The sequence below is a fragment of the Streptomyces sp. NPDC052773 genome (assembly GCF_044547145.1).
In the GTDB taxonomy this organism is placed as follows: Bacteria; Actinomycetota; Actinomycetes; order Streptomycetales; family Streptomycetaceae; genus Streptomyces.
The window spans coordinates 92,215-108,175 of sequence record NZ_JBITZX010000005.1 but is presented as its reverse complement, the minus strand read 5'-3'; the positions used below and the strand labels follow the sequence as shown (position 1 = coordinate 108,175).

Sequence of the window (15,961 nt, the reverse complement as noted above, 5' to 3'; positions counted from 1 at the left end):
CTCGAAGGGGCCGGCATCACTGCCGCTGCTGAGCGACGATCTGTTCGCCGTGTTGGAGCGTGAGCTGCTCAAGGGTCCGGTGGCGCACGGCTGGCCGGACCAGACCTGGACCCTGTCGCGGACGTCCTTCCCGGACCGGACGAGCGCGAATTGCCGACCGAGATCGCGAACACCCTGCACTGGGTGGCCAAGGCATCGCGTCCGCTCTCGGACCTCGGTGACGCTGCGATCGGCAGGGCCGTCCTGGATTCGCTCAAGCTAAAGCTCGACGGGACGGCGGCAGCCGCGGAGACCGTCCGGCGCAAGCATCGGACACTCGTCAATGCGCTGCACTATGCAGTCGACCTCGGGGAGTTCAAAGAGAACCCGATCACGGGAATCCGCTGGAAGAAACCGAAGGTGTGGCCGGGGAAGTCGATCCCCGGGTGGTCGCCAATCCTGCGCAGGTCCGCTCCCTGCTGACAGCTGGGGAACGGTGCTGCTGAACCGGACGCGCCCCAGCGTCGGAAAGCAGTGGACGGGCTCCGGCGAAACCCACGACGACCGGGGCCTCTAGAACGTTCCGGCGGAAGAGGTTCGGCTCGTCCCGATCCCGCCCCAGCTCGTCACCATCCTCCGGCAGCACCTCGACACGTTCGGCACCGCCGAGGACGGGCGGCTGTTCACCAACGAGCGCGGGGGAGTGGTCGGCTCCTCGACCTACTACCGCGTCTGGCAGGAGGCCCGAGCACTGGCGCTTCCGCCGGCCGCGGTCGCCTCCCCGCTCGCGGCTCGCCCGTATGACCTCCAGCACTCGGCGCTGTCGACCTGGCTCAACTCCGGGGTGGACCCGACGGAGGTCGCCGAGCGAGCGGGCAACAGCGTGGAGGTCGTGCTGAGCCGCTACGCCAAGTGCATCGACGGGCGACAGGAGATCGTCAACCGCAAGATCGGAGAGTTGCTGCGGGAGTACGAGTGATCACGGGACAAAGGAACCCTCATACTCCAAGGGTGCACATCTCCGAGGAAGGCGAAGAGCTCGATCCTGAGTGGGCCGAGGTGGGCAACAACGGCATCCTGCACGGCTGCCGAGACGCCTCGCCCGTCGCCGAGCGCTTCGTCCGAGCCGGCTGGAGGTCGAGGGCGTCTTCCTGGAACGGTTACGAGGTAGGAACCCGTTGGTGCGAAGTGGAGTTCGACCCCGTCGATGGGCCGGACGTCTTGCTGAACGGAGTCGTTGACCCGCGACGGCTCGATGACCTCGCCGGCCTCCTCCACCGTTTCGGGCTGACGTACTCCCTGGAGCTCTACGACGGGGACGGCACCCTGGTCCGCGAGGTCCGAGCCTGACTCGACGAGGGGAAACGTCTCAAGATCCTGTCCATGAATAGTCCACGGACGCCGACATACGGCCGCTCCGAGCGGCACACGCCTGTACATACGCGAAGACCCCGTCCTCAGCGTTTGCGCTGGTGGCGGGGTCTTTAGGCACCTAATCCAAGGTGCCCCCGGCAGGATTCGAACCTGCGCACACGGCTCCGGAGGCCGTTGCTCTATCCCCTGAGCTACGGGGGCCTGTCGTTCGCGGTGTCTCGCGGCGACGGGTAGAACACTACCAGCTCCGAGGGGGTGTTCATGAACGGGTTTCCCGGTGGTGGGGTGGGTCGGGTCGCCCGCAGGGGGTGGAAGTGGGGAAAACCGGGACGCGGTGGCCGGTCCGGACCTACTCTCAAGTTGTGCCAGGCGCGTCCGGCCGGGTGCTTGTTGTGGACGACAACAAGGTCATCCGGCAGCTGATCAGGGTCAATCTCGAGCTGGAGGGCCTCGAGGTCGTGACCGCGGCCGATGGTGCCGAATGTCTGGATGTCGTGCACCAGGTGCGGCCCGATGTCGTGACCCTCGATGTCGTGATGCCGAGACTCGACGGGCTGCGGACCGCCGCCCTGCTGCGGGCCGACCCGCGGACCCGTGATCTTCCGCTCGCCATCGTCAGCGCCTGTACGCAGTACGAGGTCGACAGCGGCCTCGACATCGGCGTCGACGCCTTCCTCGCCAAGCCCTTCGAGCCGTCGGAGCTCGTGCGGATCGTGCGCCGGCTGATCGACGGGAAGAAGGGTGGCGGCGAGGACGAGGGAGAGGGTGAGGGCGAGACCGGGCAGGGTGGCGGCGGGCTGATCGCCGCCGAGGAAGGGGAGATCGCCGGGCGTCCCGGTAGTTGACATCCCGAAGGCGCTGCCGGCACCGACCCACGGTCACATCACCAGCGCCCCCAGCGTCCACATAGCGGAAGCCCTCGCAAACCGGCTCGCCTACCCACCCCCCTCCTCCCCTACGCTTGTCCCGTGACCCCCGTCGAGCTCTCGCGCACCGTGCTGCACGCGGTGCGTCGTGCTGTCGACGCGGGGGAGCTGAGCGTGACCGTTCCCGCGCGGGCCGTGGTGGCGCCGCCGGGGGCGGGGGGCTGGGGGGACTACGCGACGAACATCGCGCTGCAGCTGGCCCGGCCCGCCGGGCAGCCGCCGCTGCGGGTCGCCGAGGTGATCCGGCCGTATCTCGTGGGCGCCGACGGTGTCGGCGGGGTGCGGATCACCGGGCCGGGGTTTCTCAACATCCGGCTCCAGGACTCCGCCGCCGAGCGGCTCGTCCGGCAGATCCTCGACGAGGGGACGCGGTACGGGCACGGGGACGCCCTCGCCGGGCAGGTCGTGGACCTTCGGATTCCGTACGAGGTGCGTGCCGAAGTCGTCGCCGACGTACTCGTACGCATCGTCGGGTCGCAGGGCGGGCGCGTCGAGATCGGGCACGGGGAGCCCGTGACGCTGCGGCCGGTGCCCGCGCCGGAGGACCCCGCGCCGCTCGGGGCTGACGCCGCCCGCTGGGCGCTGCTGCACCCCGCGCCGCACGACCGGCCCCGGATCACCGCCGACCACCTCGTCCAGCGGGAGAGCAACCCCCTCTTCCGCGTGCGCTACGCCCACGCCCGCACCCGGGCTCTCGGGCGCAACGCCGCCGACCTCGGATTCAGCGCCGAGCCGGGGCCCGTCGACGACGTGGACGGCTCCGGCGAACTCGTCGGGCTGCTCGCCGATCACCCCCGCGTCCTCGCCGCGGCGGCCACCCACCGTGCCCCGGACCGCCTCGCCCGGCATCTCGTCAGCGTCGCCGACGCCGTTTGGCCCGTCCTGCCCGCGGTGCTGCCGCGCGGTGCGGAGAAACCCTCGGCCGTCCACCGTGCCCGGCTCGCCCTCGCCGAAGCCGCCGGGACGGTGCTGGCCGGCGGCCTGTCCCTGCTCGGCATCGACGCACCCGAACACCTCTGAGAGAGCCACGACACGCCATGAGCCGTTCCGCACACCCCGCCGGGCCCCGTCACGCCGACGTCCTCCCCGAGGGCCACTACTCCGCCCCGCCGGCCGACCTCAACGCCCTGGACCCGAAGGTGTGGGCGCAGACCGTGACCCGCACCGAGGACGGCGTCGTCGCCGTCGGCGGGATCGACGTCAAGCGTCTCGCCGAGGAGTTCGGCACGCCCGCCTACATCCTCGACGAGAGCGACTTCCGGGCCCGGGCGAGGGCTTGGCGCACCGCCTTCGGGCAGGACGCCGATGTCTTCTACGCGGGCAAGGCGTTCCTGTCGCGTGCCGTGGTGCGGTGGCTGCACGAGGAGGGGCTCAACCTCGACGTCTGCTCCGGTGGTGAGCTGGCGACCGCGCTGTCCGCCGGGATGCCGGCCGACCGGATCGCCTTCCACGGCAACAACAAGTCCCCCGCGGAGATCCGCCGGGCCGTCGAGGCCGGTGTCGGGCGGATCGTGCTCGACTCCTTCCAGGAGATCGTCCGGGTCGCGCACATCGCGCAGGAGCTGGGCAAGCGGCAGCGGGTGCAGATTCGTATCACCGTCGGCGTCGAGGCCCACACGCACGAGTTCATCGCCACCGCGCACGAGGACCAGAAGTTCGGCATCCCGCTCGCGGGCGGACAGGCCGCCGAGGCCGTGCGGCGGGCGCTCCGGCTCGACGGGCTGGAGCTGATCGGCATCCACAGCCACATCGGCTCGCAGATCTTCGACATGTCCGGCTTCGAGGTCGCCGCCCACCGCGTGGTCGGGCTGCTGAAGGACATCCGCGACGAGCACGGCGTCGAGCTGCCCGAGATCGATCTGGGCGGTGGTCTCGGTATCGCGTACACCAGTGATGACGACCCCCGTGAGCCGCACGAGATCGCCAAGGCGCTCACCGAGATCGTCACGCGCGAGTGCGAGGCCGCCCGGCTGCGCACGCCGCGGATCTCCGTCGAGCCGGGGCGCGCCATCGTCGGGCCCACCGCCTTCACCCTCTACGAGGTCGGCACCATCAAGCCGCTGGACGGGCTGCGGACGTACGTCTCCGTCGACGGCGGCATGTCCGACAACATCCGTACGGCGCTGTACGACGCCGAGTACAGCGTCGCCCTGGTCTCCCGCACCTCCGACGCCGAGCCGATGCTCGCGCGCGTCGTCGGCAAGCACTGCGAGAGCGGGGACATCGTCGTCCGGGACGCGTTCCTGCCGGCCGACCTGGCGCCCGGCGACCTGATCGCCGTACCGGCCACCGGGGCGTACTGCCGCTCCATGGCCAGCAACTACAACCACGTACCGCGTCCGCCGGTCGTCGCCGTGAGGGACGGCGAGGCGCGGGTGATCGTCCGCCGGGAGACCGAGGACGATCTGCTGCGGCTCGATGTGGGCTGATCCCCGCAGGTGAGCCGCCGGGGCGGAAGATCTCCTGTCCGACGCCCCTGCGAAAATGAAATAGACGTCTCACGATCCGGACCGGTGGCAGAAACTGCGGTCCGGTGAGTGAGACTGGTGCAACCGAAGACGGTAAGAGGAAACGAGGTCGGATGATGCGTACGCGTCCGCTGAAGGTGGCGCTGCTGGGCTGTGGAGTGGTCGGCTCAGAGGTGGCGCGCATCATGACGACGCACGCCGACGACCTCGCCGCCAGGATCGGCGCGCCGGTCGAGCTGGCCGGCGTGGCCGTGCGGCGGCCCGACCGGGTCCGCGAGGGCATCGACCCCGCCCTCGTCACCACCGACGCGACCGCCCTCGTCAAACGCGGCGACATCGACGTCGTCGTCGAGGTCATCGGCGGCATCGAGCCCGCCCGCACCCTCATCACCACCGCCTTCGAGCACGGCGCCTCCGTCGTCTCCGCCAACAAGGCCCTCCTCGCCCAGGACGGCGCCGCCCTGCACGCGGTGGCGGAGGAGCACGGCCGGGACCTCTACTACGAGGCCGCCGTCGCCGGCGCCATCCCGCTGATCCGGCCGCTGCGCGAGTCGCTCGCCGGCGACAAGATCAACCGGGTGATGGGCATCGTCAACGGCACGACGAACTTCATCCTCGACAAGATGGACTCCACCGGCGCCGGCTACCAGGAGGCGCTCGACGAGGCCACCGCGCTCGGGTACGCCGAGGCCGACCCGACCGCCGACGTCGAGGGCTTCGACGCCGCCGCCAAGGCCGCGATCCTCGCCGGCATCGCCTTCCACACCCGGGTCCGTCTCGACGACGTCTACCGCGAGGGCATGACCGAGGTGACCGCGGCGGACTTCGCCTCCGCCAAGGAGATGGGCTGCACCATCAAGCTGCTCGCCATCTGCGAGCGGGCCGCCGACGGGGAGTCCGTCACCGCGCGCGTGCACCCGGCCATGATCCCGCTGACCCACCCGCTCGCCTCGGTGCGCGGCGCGTACAACGCCGTGTTCGTCGAGTCCGACGCCGCCGGGCAGCTCATGTTCTACGGCCCCGGCGCCGGCGGTTCCCCGACCGCCTCCGCCGTCCTCGGCGACCTCGTCGCGGTCTGCCGCAACCGGCTCAGCGGCGCCACCGGCCCCGGCGAGTCCGCGTACGCGGCGCTGCCCGTCTCGCCCATGGGCGAGGTCGTCACGCGGTACCACATCAGCCTCGACGTGGCCGACAAACCGGGCGTGCTCGCCCAGGTCGCGACGGTCTTCGCCGAGCACGGTGTCTCGATCGACACCGTCCGCCAGCAGGGGAAGGACGGCGAGGCGTCCCTCGTCGTCGTCACCCACCGCGCGTCCGACGCCGCCCTCACCGGGACCGTCGAGGCGCTGCGCAAGCTCGACACCGTGCGCGGTGTCGCCAGCATCATGCGGGTTGAAGGAGAGTAACCAGCAATGACCCACCAGTGGCGCGGAATCATCGAGGAGTACCGGGACCGGCTGCCCGTCTCCGACACCACGCCGGTCGTGACGCTCCGCGAGGGCGGCACGCCCCTCGTGCCCGCGCAGGTGCTCTCCGAGCGCACGGGCTGCGAGGTCCACCTCAAGGTGGAGGGCGCGAACCCCACCGGGTCCTTCAAGGACCGCGGCATGGCCATGGCCATCTCGCGGGCGAAGGAGGAGGGCGCGAAGGCCGTCATCTGCGCCTCCACCGGCAACACGTCTGCCAGTGCCGCCGCGTACGCGGTGCGCGCCGGTATGGTTTCGGCCGTTCTCGTCCCGCAGGGCAAGATCGCGCTCGGCAAGATGGGCCAGGCCCTGGTGCACGGCGCGAAGATCCTCCAGGTCGACGGCAACTTCGACGACTGCCTGACCCTCGCCCGGGCGCTGAGCGACAACTACCCGGTGGCGCTGGTCAATTCGGTCAACCCGGTGCGTATCGAAGGCCAGAAGACGGCCGCGTTCGAGATCGTGGACATGCTCGGCGACGCGCCCGACATCCACGTCCTGCCGGTCGGCAACGCGGGCAACATCACGGCCTACTGGAAGGGCTACAAGGAGTACGCCGCCGACGGCGTGTCGTCCCGTACGCCCCGGATGTGGGGATTCCAGGCCTCCGGTTCCGCGCCCATCGTGCGCGGCGAGGTCGTCAAGGACCCCTCCACCATCGCCACCGCCATCCGGATCGGCAACCCCGCCTCCTGGCAGCACGCGCTGAACGCCCGCGACGAGTCCGGCGGCCTCATCGACGAGGTGACGGACCGTGAGATCCTGCGCGCCTACCGCCTGTTGGCCGCGCAGGAGGGCGTCTTCGTGGAGCCCGCCTCCGCCGCCTCGGTGGCCGGTCTGCTCAAGGCCGCCGAGCAGGGCAAGGTCGACCCGGGCCAGCGGATCGTCTGCACCGTCACCGGCAACGGCCTGAAGGACCCCGACTGGGCCGTCGCCGGCGCCCCGCAGCCGGTCACCGTCCCGGTCGACGCCGCGACGGCGGCCGAGCGCCTGGGCCTGGCCTGACCACTGGGCACCCTGGTCCGACCGCCGGGCACCCGGGCCTGAACATCGGGGGCCCGGGCCCGACCGCCGGGCACCCGGGCGCGGCGTGACCGCCGAGCGTCCGGGCCCGGTGCGGTCGCCAGGGGCCCGGGCCCGGTGCGGCCGGCCCCGGTGCCGGTGTCACCGGCGCCACGTTCAGGCGTAAGACGGCGCTCGCCCGGGGAACTTCCCTATGGAGGGTGCACCAGGGGCTTACGACACGCATCGTGCGCCTCCTGTGCGCCCTATGTCGCCACAGAACCTTCCTTCGATAGGCTGTACCGAACCCGCCCGCCGCATATGCCGCGGTGCCGCGCCGTCTTCGTGATCAGCGGTCCCGCCGGCGGCCTCCAGCGGCCCCTGGGTTTTCGTACGTCATCGAGTGTCTTCGACCATCACGCAGCTCAAGGAGAGTCAACGAGCGATGGCCGGTCCAGCGTTCCGCGCCGCCGCCGTCCGGGTGCGCGTCCCCGCCACCAGCGCCAACCTCGGCCCGGGCTTCGACGCCCTCGGCCTCGCGCTGGGTCTGTACGACGACGTGGTCGTCCGGGTGGCCGACTCCGGGCTGCACATCGACATCGCGGGTGAGGGAAGCGAGACGCTTCCCCGCGACGAGCGGCACCTCCTCGTCCGCTCCCTGCGCGCCGCCTTCGACGTCCTCGGCGGACAGCCGCGCGGCCTGGAGATCGTCTGCGCGAACCGCATCCCGCACGGCCGCGGCCTGGGCTCCTCCTCCGCCGCCATCTGCGCCGGCATCGTCGCGGCGCGCGCCGTGACCATAGGCGGCGAGGCCCGTCTCGACGACGCGGCGCTGCTGGAACTCGCCACCGAGATCGAGGGCCACCCCGACAACGTCGCGGCCTGCCTGCTCGGCGGCTTCACCCTCTCCTGGATGGAGAACGGCGCCGCGCGCGCCATCAGGATGGATCCCGCGGATTCCATCGTTCCGGTGGTTTTCGTGCCCGGGAAGCCGGTCCTGACCGAGACCGCGCGCGGCCTGCTCCCGCGCTCCGTGCCGCACGTCGACGCCGCCGCCAACGCCGGCCGCGCCGCACTGCTCGTCGAGGCCCTGACCAGGCGCCCCGGGCTGCTGCTGCCCGCCACCGAGGACCGGCTGCACCAGGAGTACCGCGCCCCCGCCATGCCGGAGAGCGCCGCACTGGTGGAGCGGCTGCGGGCCGACGGGATCCCCGCGGTGATCTCCGGCGCCGGACCGACGGTGATGGCCCTCGCCGACGCCGAGACGGCCGACAAGGTGGAGGCGCTGGCCGGCGCGGACTGGGCGGCGAACCGGCTGGCCCTCGACCTGCACGGAGCGAGCGTGCTGCCGCTCGCGACCGGCGGGGCGAACGGCGGCGCGGCCGGGGGAACGACCGGCGGAGCGAACGGCGCCCACGGCGCGGATTGAAAACAGCGGCCGATTGCCGGATGTGGAGAGGGGGAATGTTTGTTGGATCCGGTAGTGTTAACCTCAAGTCTGCACCCGACCCCACCATGGCGAGGTGCCTCGTGTCCCCGTCCGGGACAGACATTCTTCCGGGAGCCCCCCAAGTCGCACTGTGTCTCGTACCTCGTATGCGGGCAGTACGTCGTACGTCGACACTGAGCGGCCCGCCGGGCACGCTCCGGAACCGGTGCGACCACGCCACGTGACACCAGGTGCCACGGCTCGAGGAAGCGCCATCACCAGATATCTCTTCCGCCGCTTAGCAGGCGGACCACCGCCCCGGCACGGTTCACAGAGCAAGGACCGAAGCCGGACAGCACAACCGGTCGCCGAGCCAGACAGGCCGACGTCCGCTCCAGGGAAGGACCCTTCGTGAGCGACACCACCGATCTGATGGGCGCACGTGTCGAGGAGACCGCTGCCGCGCCCGCCACGGACGCCTCCGCGCCTGCCACCGGTGCCGGCTCCCGGCGGCGCCGCGGTACCGGCCTCGAGGGCATGGTGCTGGCCGAGCTGCAGCAGGTCGCATCCGGCCTCGGAATCAGGGGCACCGCGCGTATGCGCAAGAGCCAGCTGATCGAGGTCATCAAGGAGGCGCAGGCCGCCGGGGGAGCCCCCGCCAAGGCCGAGACCGCCACCGAGACCAAGCCGAAGCGCCGCGCCACCTCCAAGGCCCGTACGGGTGAGGAATCCCCCGCGCCGAAGAAGGCGGAGAAGTCCGAGGCCCCGGCCGAGAAGGCCGTGGCCCAGCAGCAGATCGAGATCCCCGGCCAGCCTGCGTCCGACGACGCCCCGGCCGAGCGCCGTCGCCGTCGCGCCACCGCCGAGGCCGGTGCCCCCGCCGCGACCGCCCCGGAGACGATCGCCGCCGAGGCGAAGAGCGAGCCGAAGGCCGAGACGCCCGCGCAGCAGGCGCAGCCGCAGCAGGGCGAGGCCCGGGGCGACGCCGGTGACGGCGGCGAGGGCCGCCGCCGCGACCGCCGCGAGCGCGGCCGGGACCGCGACCGCCGCAAGGGCGACGACCAGCAGGGCCAGGGCGGACAGCGCCAGCAGCAGAACCAGCAGCAGGGCGGCGGCGGTCGCCAGGACCGTGACCGCGACCGCCAGCAGCGGGCCGATGAGGACGGGGACGACTTCGAGGGCGGCCGCCGTGGCCGTCGCGGCCGCTACCGCGACCGCCGGGGCCGTCGCGGGCGCGACGAGATCGCCTCCGAGCCGCAGATCGCCGAGGACGACGTCCTGATCCCCGTCGCGGGCATCCTGGACATCCTCGACAACTACGCCTTCATCCGTACGTCGGGCTACCTGCCGGGTCCGAACGACGTGTACGTCTCCCTGGCCCAGGTCCGCAAGAACGGCCTGCGCAAGGGTGACCACATCACCGGTGCGGTCCGCCAGCCGAAGGAAGGCGAGCGGCGCGAGAAGTTCAACGCGCTGGTCCGCCTCGACTCCGTCAACGGCATGGCGCCCGAACACGGCCGCGGGCGGCCGGAGTTCAACAAGCTGACGCCGCTGTACCCGCAGGACCGGCTCCGTCTGGAGACCGACCCGGGCGTGCTGACCACCCGCATCATCGACCTCGTCTCGCCGATCGGCAAGGGCCAGCGCGGTCTGATCGTGGCCCCGCCGAAGACCGGCAAGACCATGATCATGCAGGCGATCGCCAACGCGATCACGCACAACAACCCCGAGTGCCACCTGATGGTCGTCCTCGTCGACGAGCGTCCGGAAGAGGTCACCGACATGCAGCGGTCGGTCAAGGGCGAGGTCATCTCCTCGACCTTCGACCGCCCGGCCGAGGACCACACCACGGTCGCCGAGCTGGCCATCGAGCGCGCCAAGCGCCTGGTGGAGCTGGGTCACGACGTGGTCGTGCTGCTCGACTCGATCACCCGTCTGGGCCGCGCCTACAACCTGGCCGCGCCCGCCTCCGGCCGCATCCTGTCCGGTGGTGTCGACTCGACCGCGCTGTACCCGCCGAAGCGGTTCTTCGGTGCGGCGCGCAACATCGAGGACGGCGGTTCGCTGACCATCCTCGCCACCGCCCTGGTGGACACCGGGTCCCGCATGGACGAGGTGATCTTCGAGGAGTTCAAGGGCACCGGCAACATGGAGCTCAAGCTCGACCGGAAGCTCGCCGACAAGCGGATCTTCCCGGCGGTGGACGTCGACGCGTCCGGCACCCGCAAGGAGGAGATCCTGCTCGGTGCCGAGGAGCTGGGCATCGTCTGGAAGCTGCGCCGGGTGCTGCACGCGCTCGACCAGCAGCAGGCGATCGAGCTGCTGCTCGACAAGATGAAGCAGACCAAGTCGAACGTCGAGTTCCTGATGCAGATCCAGAAGACGACGCCGACGCCGGGCAACGGCGACTAGTCGCCGCCCACCCGTCCGCTCGAGGCCGGTCCCTGTCACGCCAGTGACGGGGACCGGCCTTTCGGCGCTGAGAGGAAGGGGCGCATCAGCTCGCTCCCTTCTCACTCATGCACCTCTGGGGGGACCTTCTTGTCCACGACCACATCCGGCCGTGGCCGGCACAGACGCCGGATACGCATCGCCCTGCCCGTCTCCGCGGCAGGTATCGCAGCAGCCGTCGCCGCCGCGCTGCTGACCGGCTCCGCGGACGCGGCGACCGAGCTGCCGCAGCCCACCGTCAAGCCCGCCACCGGCTCCCCGTCGGCCGCCGAGCTGGAGCGCCGGGTCGCCACCGCCATCGCCGCGGACGACACCGCCGGCGGGCGCCTGAGCAAGTCGTCGTACAGCTCCGGCACCACCGAGTCGACCGTCGACGCGAAGATCATCGGCGGTACGACCACCACCATCACCTCCGCGCCCTGGATGGCGCAGCTCTGGTACGGCGACGACAAGGACACCGCCGACCCGTCCGACGACGAGGGCTTCTTCTGCGGCGGCGCGGTGGTCGCGCCGACGAAGATCCTCACCGCCGCGCACTGCGTCGCCGGATACGACTGGCAGGCGCACGGCTCGGTCATCACCGGCACCGCGCAGCTGCCCACCGTCGACGACCAGGGCTACATCACCGACCTGCACGGCGGCAGCCTCAGCGGCGTCTGGCGGCAGTGGCGCCACCCGTCGTACAGCCCGGTCACCATCGACGCCGACATCGCCGTCCTGACCCTGCCGTACGCCGTCAAGGCGACGCCGATCCGGATGACGACGTCCGGGGACACCGCCTCCTACGCGGCCGGGACCAGCGCCCAGGTCTACGGCTGGGGCCGGATCAGCTCCACGCACGACGGCATGTCCGAGACGCTGAAGACGGCCACGCTGCCCATCCAGTCCGACACCACCTGCGCGGCCACCTACGGCTCCGGCTTCGTCAAGGGCCACATGGTGTGCGCGGGCAAGCCCGCCACCGGCAGCGACAGCGGCACCACCACCGCCTGCAACGGTGACTCCGGCGGCCCGCTGGTGGTCGGGGGCCGGATCGTCGGGATCGTGTCCTGGGGTGTGCAGGACTGCGTCGAGAAGGGCGCCTACAGCGTCTTCACCAAGGTCAGCACCTATGTCGGCGCCGCCTACCCGCGCCTGGACGACACCAATGTGAGCGGCGACCACAAGGCCGACCTGTGGGTGCGCAACGCCGCCACCCGGACCGGCTACTCCAAGAACTCCACCGGCACGTCCTTCGCGGCCCGCGAGAGCTGGGGCGACTGGACCGGGGCCGACGTGATCCTCCAGACCGACCTCGACCGCGACGGCTACCAGGACCTCGTCCACCGCCGCGGCAGCGACGGCGACGTCTTCTGGACCCACTACGTGCGCTCGAGCAACTCGTGGTCCACCCGGCGGCTCGCCGACGACTGGAGGACCCGCACCCGCATCGTCACCCCGGGCGACGTCACCGGCGACTACCTGCCCGACCTGCTGTCCGTCGACTCGGCCGGCGTGCTGTGGATCTACCCGGGCAGGGGTGACGGCTCCTTCGCCACCCGCGTCAAGGTCGGCTCCGGCTGGAACCAGTACAACTCGGTCCGCGGCCACGGCGACTTCACCGGCGACGGCAGGACCGACCTGATCGCACGCGCCAAGAGCAGCGGCGACGTGTACCTGTACAAGGGCACCGGCAAGGCGGGCACCGCGGCCTTCTCCGGCCGGATCAAGGTGCGCACCTGGAGCAGCACGACGTACAACGCCTTCGACGCGGTCGGCGACGTCACCGGCGACGGCCGGGCCGACTTCCTGGCCCGCACGCCCGGCGGCACGCTCTACCTCTACAAGGGCACCGGCAAGGCCACGAGCGAGATCTTCGCCACAAGGATCTCGGTCGGGACCGACTTCAAGCAGTACGACATCTTCGGCTGAAACCCCAGGTGAGCGGCGAAAGCGACCGCTCACCACGGCTACGCACCGTGCCCACCCGGACCCCGGGTGGGCACAGTGCGTCATGCAACCCTGTGCCGAGTTTCCCCGTCCCACCCGGCGGGTGACGATGGAGCGGTACCGGGTCGTGCGCGGCACGGCCGAGTCTGACCGCCACCGCTGGGGGTAACCGAACGACGAGAGCCGAGGGAGCACATGTCTGCCGCAAGCACGCCGGAGCCCGGCATACCGGGCGGCACCGGCACCGGCACCGGCACCGGTACCGGCGCCGGGACCGGCGCCGACGGCCCGCGCCGCCGCGCCAAGGGCCGTCGCCGCAAGCCCCGGGACAAGCGCCACAAGGGGCTGCTGATCACGGCCTGGACCGCGGCGGGCATCGTCGTCCTCGGCGGCACCGGCGTCGGGTACGTCTACTTCAAGCTCAACGGCAACCTGGAGAGCGTCGACATCGACCAGGCGCTCGGCACCGACCGCCCGGACAAGGCCGACAACGGCTCGCAGAACATCCTGGTCCTCGGCTCGGACACCCGCTCCGGCGGCAACAGGAAACTCGGCGGCGGCACCGACGACGGCAGCGCCCGCGCCGACACCGCGATGATCGTGCACGTCTACGAGGGCCACGAGAAGGCCGGCGTGGTCTCCATCCCCCGCGACACCCTCATCGACCGCCCCGCCTGCACCGACACGGACGGCGACACCCACCCGGCCGCGTCCGACGTGATGTTCAACTCCGCGTACTCCACCGGCGGAGCCGCCTGCGCGGTCAAGACCGTCGAGTCGCTGACCGGCATCCGCATGGACCACTACCTGGAAGTCGACTTCAGCGGCTTCCAGAAGCTGATCGACGAACTGGGCGGCGTCGAGGTCACCACCACCCAGGACATCAAGGACCCCGACAGCCACCTCGACCTGAAGGCCGGCCCGCACCGGCTGAACGGCGAGCAGGCCCTCGGACTGGTCCGCACCCGGCACGGCGTCGGCGACGGCTCCGACCTCGGCCGCATCCAGCTCCAGCAGGCCTTCCTCAAGGCCCTGCTGAACCAGGTCGAGGACATCGGCCTCTTCGGCAACCCGAAGAAGCTCTACGACCTCGCCGACACCGCGACGAAGACCGTGACGACCGACTCCGACCTCGGCTCGGTCAACGCCCTCATGTCCTTCGCGAGCGGTCTGCAGGGCATCGGCGCGTCCGACATGACCATGGTCACCATGCCGGTCGTCTACGACCCGGCGGACCCCAACCGGGTCCTCCTCGCCGAAGCCAAGGCCCAGCAGGTCTGGACGGCCCTGAAGAACGACAGACCCATCCCGAAGTCGGCCACCGAAGGCACGGCCACCGGCGAGGCCAAGGGCGTGGTCAGCCAGCCCGGGCCCGTGGGGAACAAATGACAGGCACCCCCGGTTTTGGGGGATGGCCCCAGTCCTGGCAGACTGGTACGTCGGCCCCGGTTCACGCTCCCGCAGCCCGCGGCAGCGACCCGGCGCCCTCCCGAAACTAGGAGACACCTTGAAGCGCGACATCCACCCCGAGTACGTCGAGACGCAGGTCAGCTGCACCTGCGGCGCGTCGTTCACCACCCGTAGCACCATCGCGTCCGGCACCATCCGGGCCGAGGTCTGCTCCGAGTGCCACCCGTTCTACACGGGCAAGCAGAAGATCCTCGACACCGGTGGCCGTGTGGCCCGCTTCGAGGCCCGCTTCGGCAAGGCTGCCGCCGGCTCCAAGAAGTAGCGAGCCCCTCTTCGCCGGTCCACGGTCACGCCCCCTCCGCGGGCGTGCCGGGACCGGCGTTTTTGGTCGCCGCCCACTTCACCCCCCGTACGACACAGGAGCCACAGATGTTCGAGGCCGTCGAGGAGCTCGTCGCCGAGCACGCCGACCTGGAGAAGAAGCTCGCGGACCCGTCGGTCCACGCCGACCAGGCCAACGCGCGCAAGCTCAACAAGCGCTACGCCGAGCTGACCCCGATCGTCGCCACGTACCGCTCCTGGAGGCAGACCGGCGACGACGTCGAGACCGCCCGCGAGTTCGCCGCCGACGACCCCGACTTCGCCGCCGAGGTCAAGGAGCTGGAGAAGCAGCGCGAGGAGCTGACCGAGAAGCTGCGCCTGCTGCTCGTCCCGCGCGACCCCAGCGACGACAAGGACGTCCTCCTGGAGATCAAGGCGGGCGCGGGTGGCGACGAGTCCGCGCTGTTCGCCGGCGATCTGCTGCGCATGTACCTGCGCTACGCCGAGCGAGTCGGCTGGAAGACCGAGATCATCGACGCCACCGAGTCCGAGCTGGGCGGCTACAAGGACGTCCAGGTCGCCATCAAGGCCCGCGGCCAGATCGAGCCCGGGCAGGGCGTGTGGGCGCGGATGAAGTACGAGGGCGGCGTGCACCGCGTGCAGCGCGTGCCCGCGACCGAGTCCCAGGGCCGTATCCACACCTCCGCGGCCGGTGTCCTCGTGACCCCGGAGGCCGAGGAGGTCGACGTCGAGATCAACCCGAACGACCTGCGCATCGACGTCTACCGCTCCTCCGGCCCGGGCGGCCAGTCGGTCAACACCACCGACTCCGCCGTGCGCATCACGCACCTCCCGACCGGAGTCGTCGCCTCCTGCCAGAACGAGAAGAGCCAGCTCCAGAACAAGGAGCAGGCGATGCGTATCCTGCGGTCCAGGCTGCTCGCCATGGCGCAGGAGGAGGCGGAGCGGGAGGCCGCGGACGCCCGCCGCAGCCAGGTCCGCACCGTCGACCGCTCCGAGAAGATCCGTACCTACAACTTCCCGGAGAACCGGATTTCGGACCACCGCGTCGGCTTCAAGGCGTACAACCTTGACCAGGTCCTGGACGGCGACCTCGACGCGGTGATCCAGGCCTGTGTCGACGCGGACTCGGCCGCCAAGCTCGCAGCCGCGTAAGGCACGTACGAGCAAGTACCCACACGGAGG

General features: G+C 71.0%; 12 protein-coding genes, 1 tRNA gene and 1 pseudogene. 13 read left to right on the top strand and 1 reads right to left on the bottom strand.

The window, feature by feature from the left end; genetic code table 11:
• Window positions 1-117: 117 nt before the first annotated feature.
• Both ACIG0D_RS13290 and ACIG0D_RS13285 read left to right on the top strand, forming a co-directional pair.
• A pseudogene (locus tag ACIG0D_RS13290) lies at window positions 118-958 on the top strand (site-specific integrase); the annotation flags it as partial.
• Between the two features lie 32 nt (window positions 959-990).
• The gene (locus tag ACIG0D_RS13285; protein ID WP_399799510.1) at window positions 991-1,329 is read left to right on the top strand and encodes a hypothetical protein; all 339 of its coding nucleotides are present in this window, start codon (window positions 991-993) and stop codon (window positions 1,327-1,329) included.
• A 153-nt stretch (window positions 1,330-1,482) separates the two neighbouring features.
• Here the strand turns inward: ACIG0D_RS13285 and ACIG0D_RS13280 are convergent.
• Window positions 1,483-1,554 (bottom strand) — tRNA-Arg (locus ACIG0D_RS13280).
• Window positions 1,555-1,667: 113 nt separating this feature from the next.
• On the opposite strand from ACIG0D_RS13280, the gene ACIG0D_RS13275 reads away from it, so the two are divergent.
• The 11 genes from ACIG0D_RS13275 to prfA all read left to right on the top strand — a co-directional run bounded on the left by ACIG0D_RS13275 (window position 1,668) and on the right by prfA (window position 15,931).
• Complete coding sequence (locus tag ACIG0D_RS13275; RefSeq protein ID WP_399799508.1) at window positions 1,668-2,198, top strand: response regulator; 531 nt, start codon at window positions 1,668-1,670, stop codon at window positions 2,196-2,198.
• 123 nt (window positions 2,199-2,321) lie between these two features.
• Window positions 2,322-3,299 carry an ArgS-related anticodon-binding protein NrtL gene (gene nrtL / locus ACIG0D_RS13270; RefSeq protein ID WP_399799505.1) on the top strand — a complete coding sequence of 326 codons (978 nt, stop codon included), beginning with the start codon at window positions 2,322-2,324 and terminating at the stop codon, window positions 3,297-3,299.
• Window positions 3,300-3,316: 17 nt separating this feature from the next.
• Window positions 3,317-4,708 (top strand): diaminopimelate decarboxylase, encoded by a 1,392-nt coding sequence (gene lysA / locus ACIG0D_RS13265; protein WP_399799502.1) that lies wholly within the window; start codon window positions 3,317-3,319, stop codon window positions 4,706-4,708.
• Between the two features lie 152 nt (window positions 4,709-4,860).
• Window positions 4,861-6,153, top strand: coding sequence for a homoserine dehydrogenase (locus ACIG0D_RS13260; RefSeq protein WP_399799500.1), 1,293 nt, complete (start codon window positions 4,861-4,863; stop codon window positions 6,151-6,153).
• A 6-nt stretch (window positions 6,154-6,159) separates the two neighbouring features.
• On the top strand, window positions 6,160-7,218 hold the full coding sequence (gene thrC, locus ACIG0D_RS13255; RefSeq protein ID WP_399799497.1) for a threonine synthase: 1,059 nt from the start codon (window positions 6,160-6,162) through the stop codon (window positions 7,216-7,218).
• 442 nt (window positions 7,219-7,660) lie between these two features.
• Window positions 7,661-8,644 (top strand): homoserine kinase, encoded by a 984-nt coding sequence (gene thrB, locus ACIG0D_RS13250; protein ID WP_399799495.1) that lies wholly within the window; start codon window positions 7,661-7,663, stop codon window positions 8,642-8,644.
• A 411-nt stretch (window positions 8,645-9,055) separates the two neighbouring features.
• Complete coding sequence (gene rho, locus ACIG0D_RS13245; RefSeq protein WP_399799492.1) at window positions 9,056-11,056, top strand: transcription termination factor Rho; 2,001 nt, start codon at window positions 9,056-9,058, stop codon at window positions 11,054-11,056.
• Between the two features lie 129 nt (window positions 11,057-11,185).
• Complete coding sequence (locus ACIG0D_RS13240; RefSeq protein ID WP_399799490.1) at window positions 11,186-13,006, top strand: trypsin-like serine protease; 1,821 nt, start codon at window positions 11,186-11,188, stop codon at window positions 13,004-13,006.
• A 213-nt stretch (window positions 13,007-13,219) separates the two neighbouring features.
• Entirely contained in the window at window positions 13,220-14,413 is a 1,194-nt protein-coding gene (locus ACIG0D_RS13235; RefSeq protein WP_399799488.1) for an LCP family protein, read from the top strand.
• 118 nt (window positions 14,414-14,531) lie between these two features.
• Window positions 14,532-14,756, top strand: coding sequence for a 50S ribosomal protein L31 (gene rpmE / locus ACIG0D_RS13230; protein WP_030944953.1), 225 nt, complete (start codon window positions 14,532-14,534; stop codon window positions 14,754-14,756).
• Between the two features lie 107 nt (window positions 14,757-14,863).
• Entirely contained in the window at window positions 14,864-15,931 is a 1,068-nt protein-coding gene (prfA, locus tag ACIG0D_RS13225) for a peptide chain release factor 1 (RefSeq protein WP_399799485.1), read from the top strand.
• Window positions 15,932-15,961: the final 30 nt, after the last annotated feature.

Coding starts and splice junctions, on each gene's coding strand:
- lysA (WP_399799502.1), top strand. CDS start 3,317: ATGAGCCGTTCCGCACACCCCGCCGGGCCCCGTCACGCCGACGTCCTC.
- ACIG0D_RS13260 (WP_399799500.1), top strand. CDS start 4,861: ATGATGCGTACGCGTCCGCTGAAGGTGGCGCTGCTGGGCTGTGGAGTG.
- thrC (WP_399799497.1), top strand. CDS start 6,160: ATGACCCACCAGTGGCGCGGAATCATCGAGGAGTACCGGGACCGGCTG.
- thrB (WP_399799495.1), top strand. CDS start 7,661: ATGGCCGGTCCAGCGTTCCGCGCCGCCGCCGTCCGGGTGCGCGTCCCC.
- ACIG0D_RS13235 (WP_399799488.1), top strand. CDS start 13,220: ATGTCTGCCGCAAGCACGCCGGAGCCCGGCATACCGGGCGGCACCGGC.
- prfA (WP_399799485.1), top strand. CDS start 14,864: ATGTTCGAGGCCGTCGAGGAGCTCGTCGCCGAGCACGCCGACCTGGAG.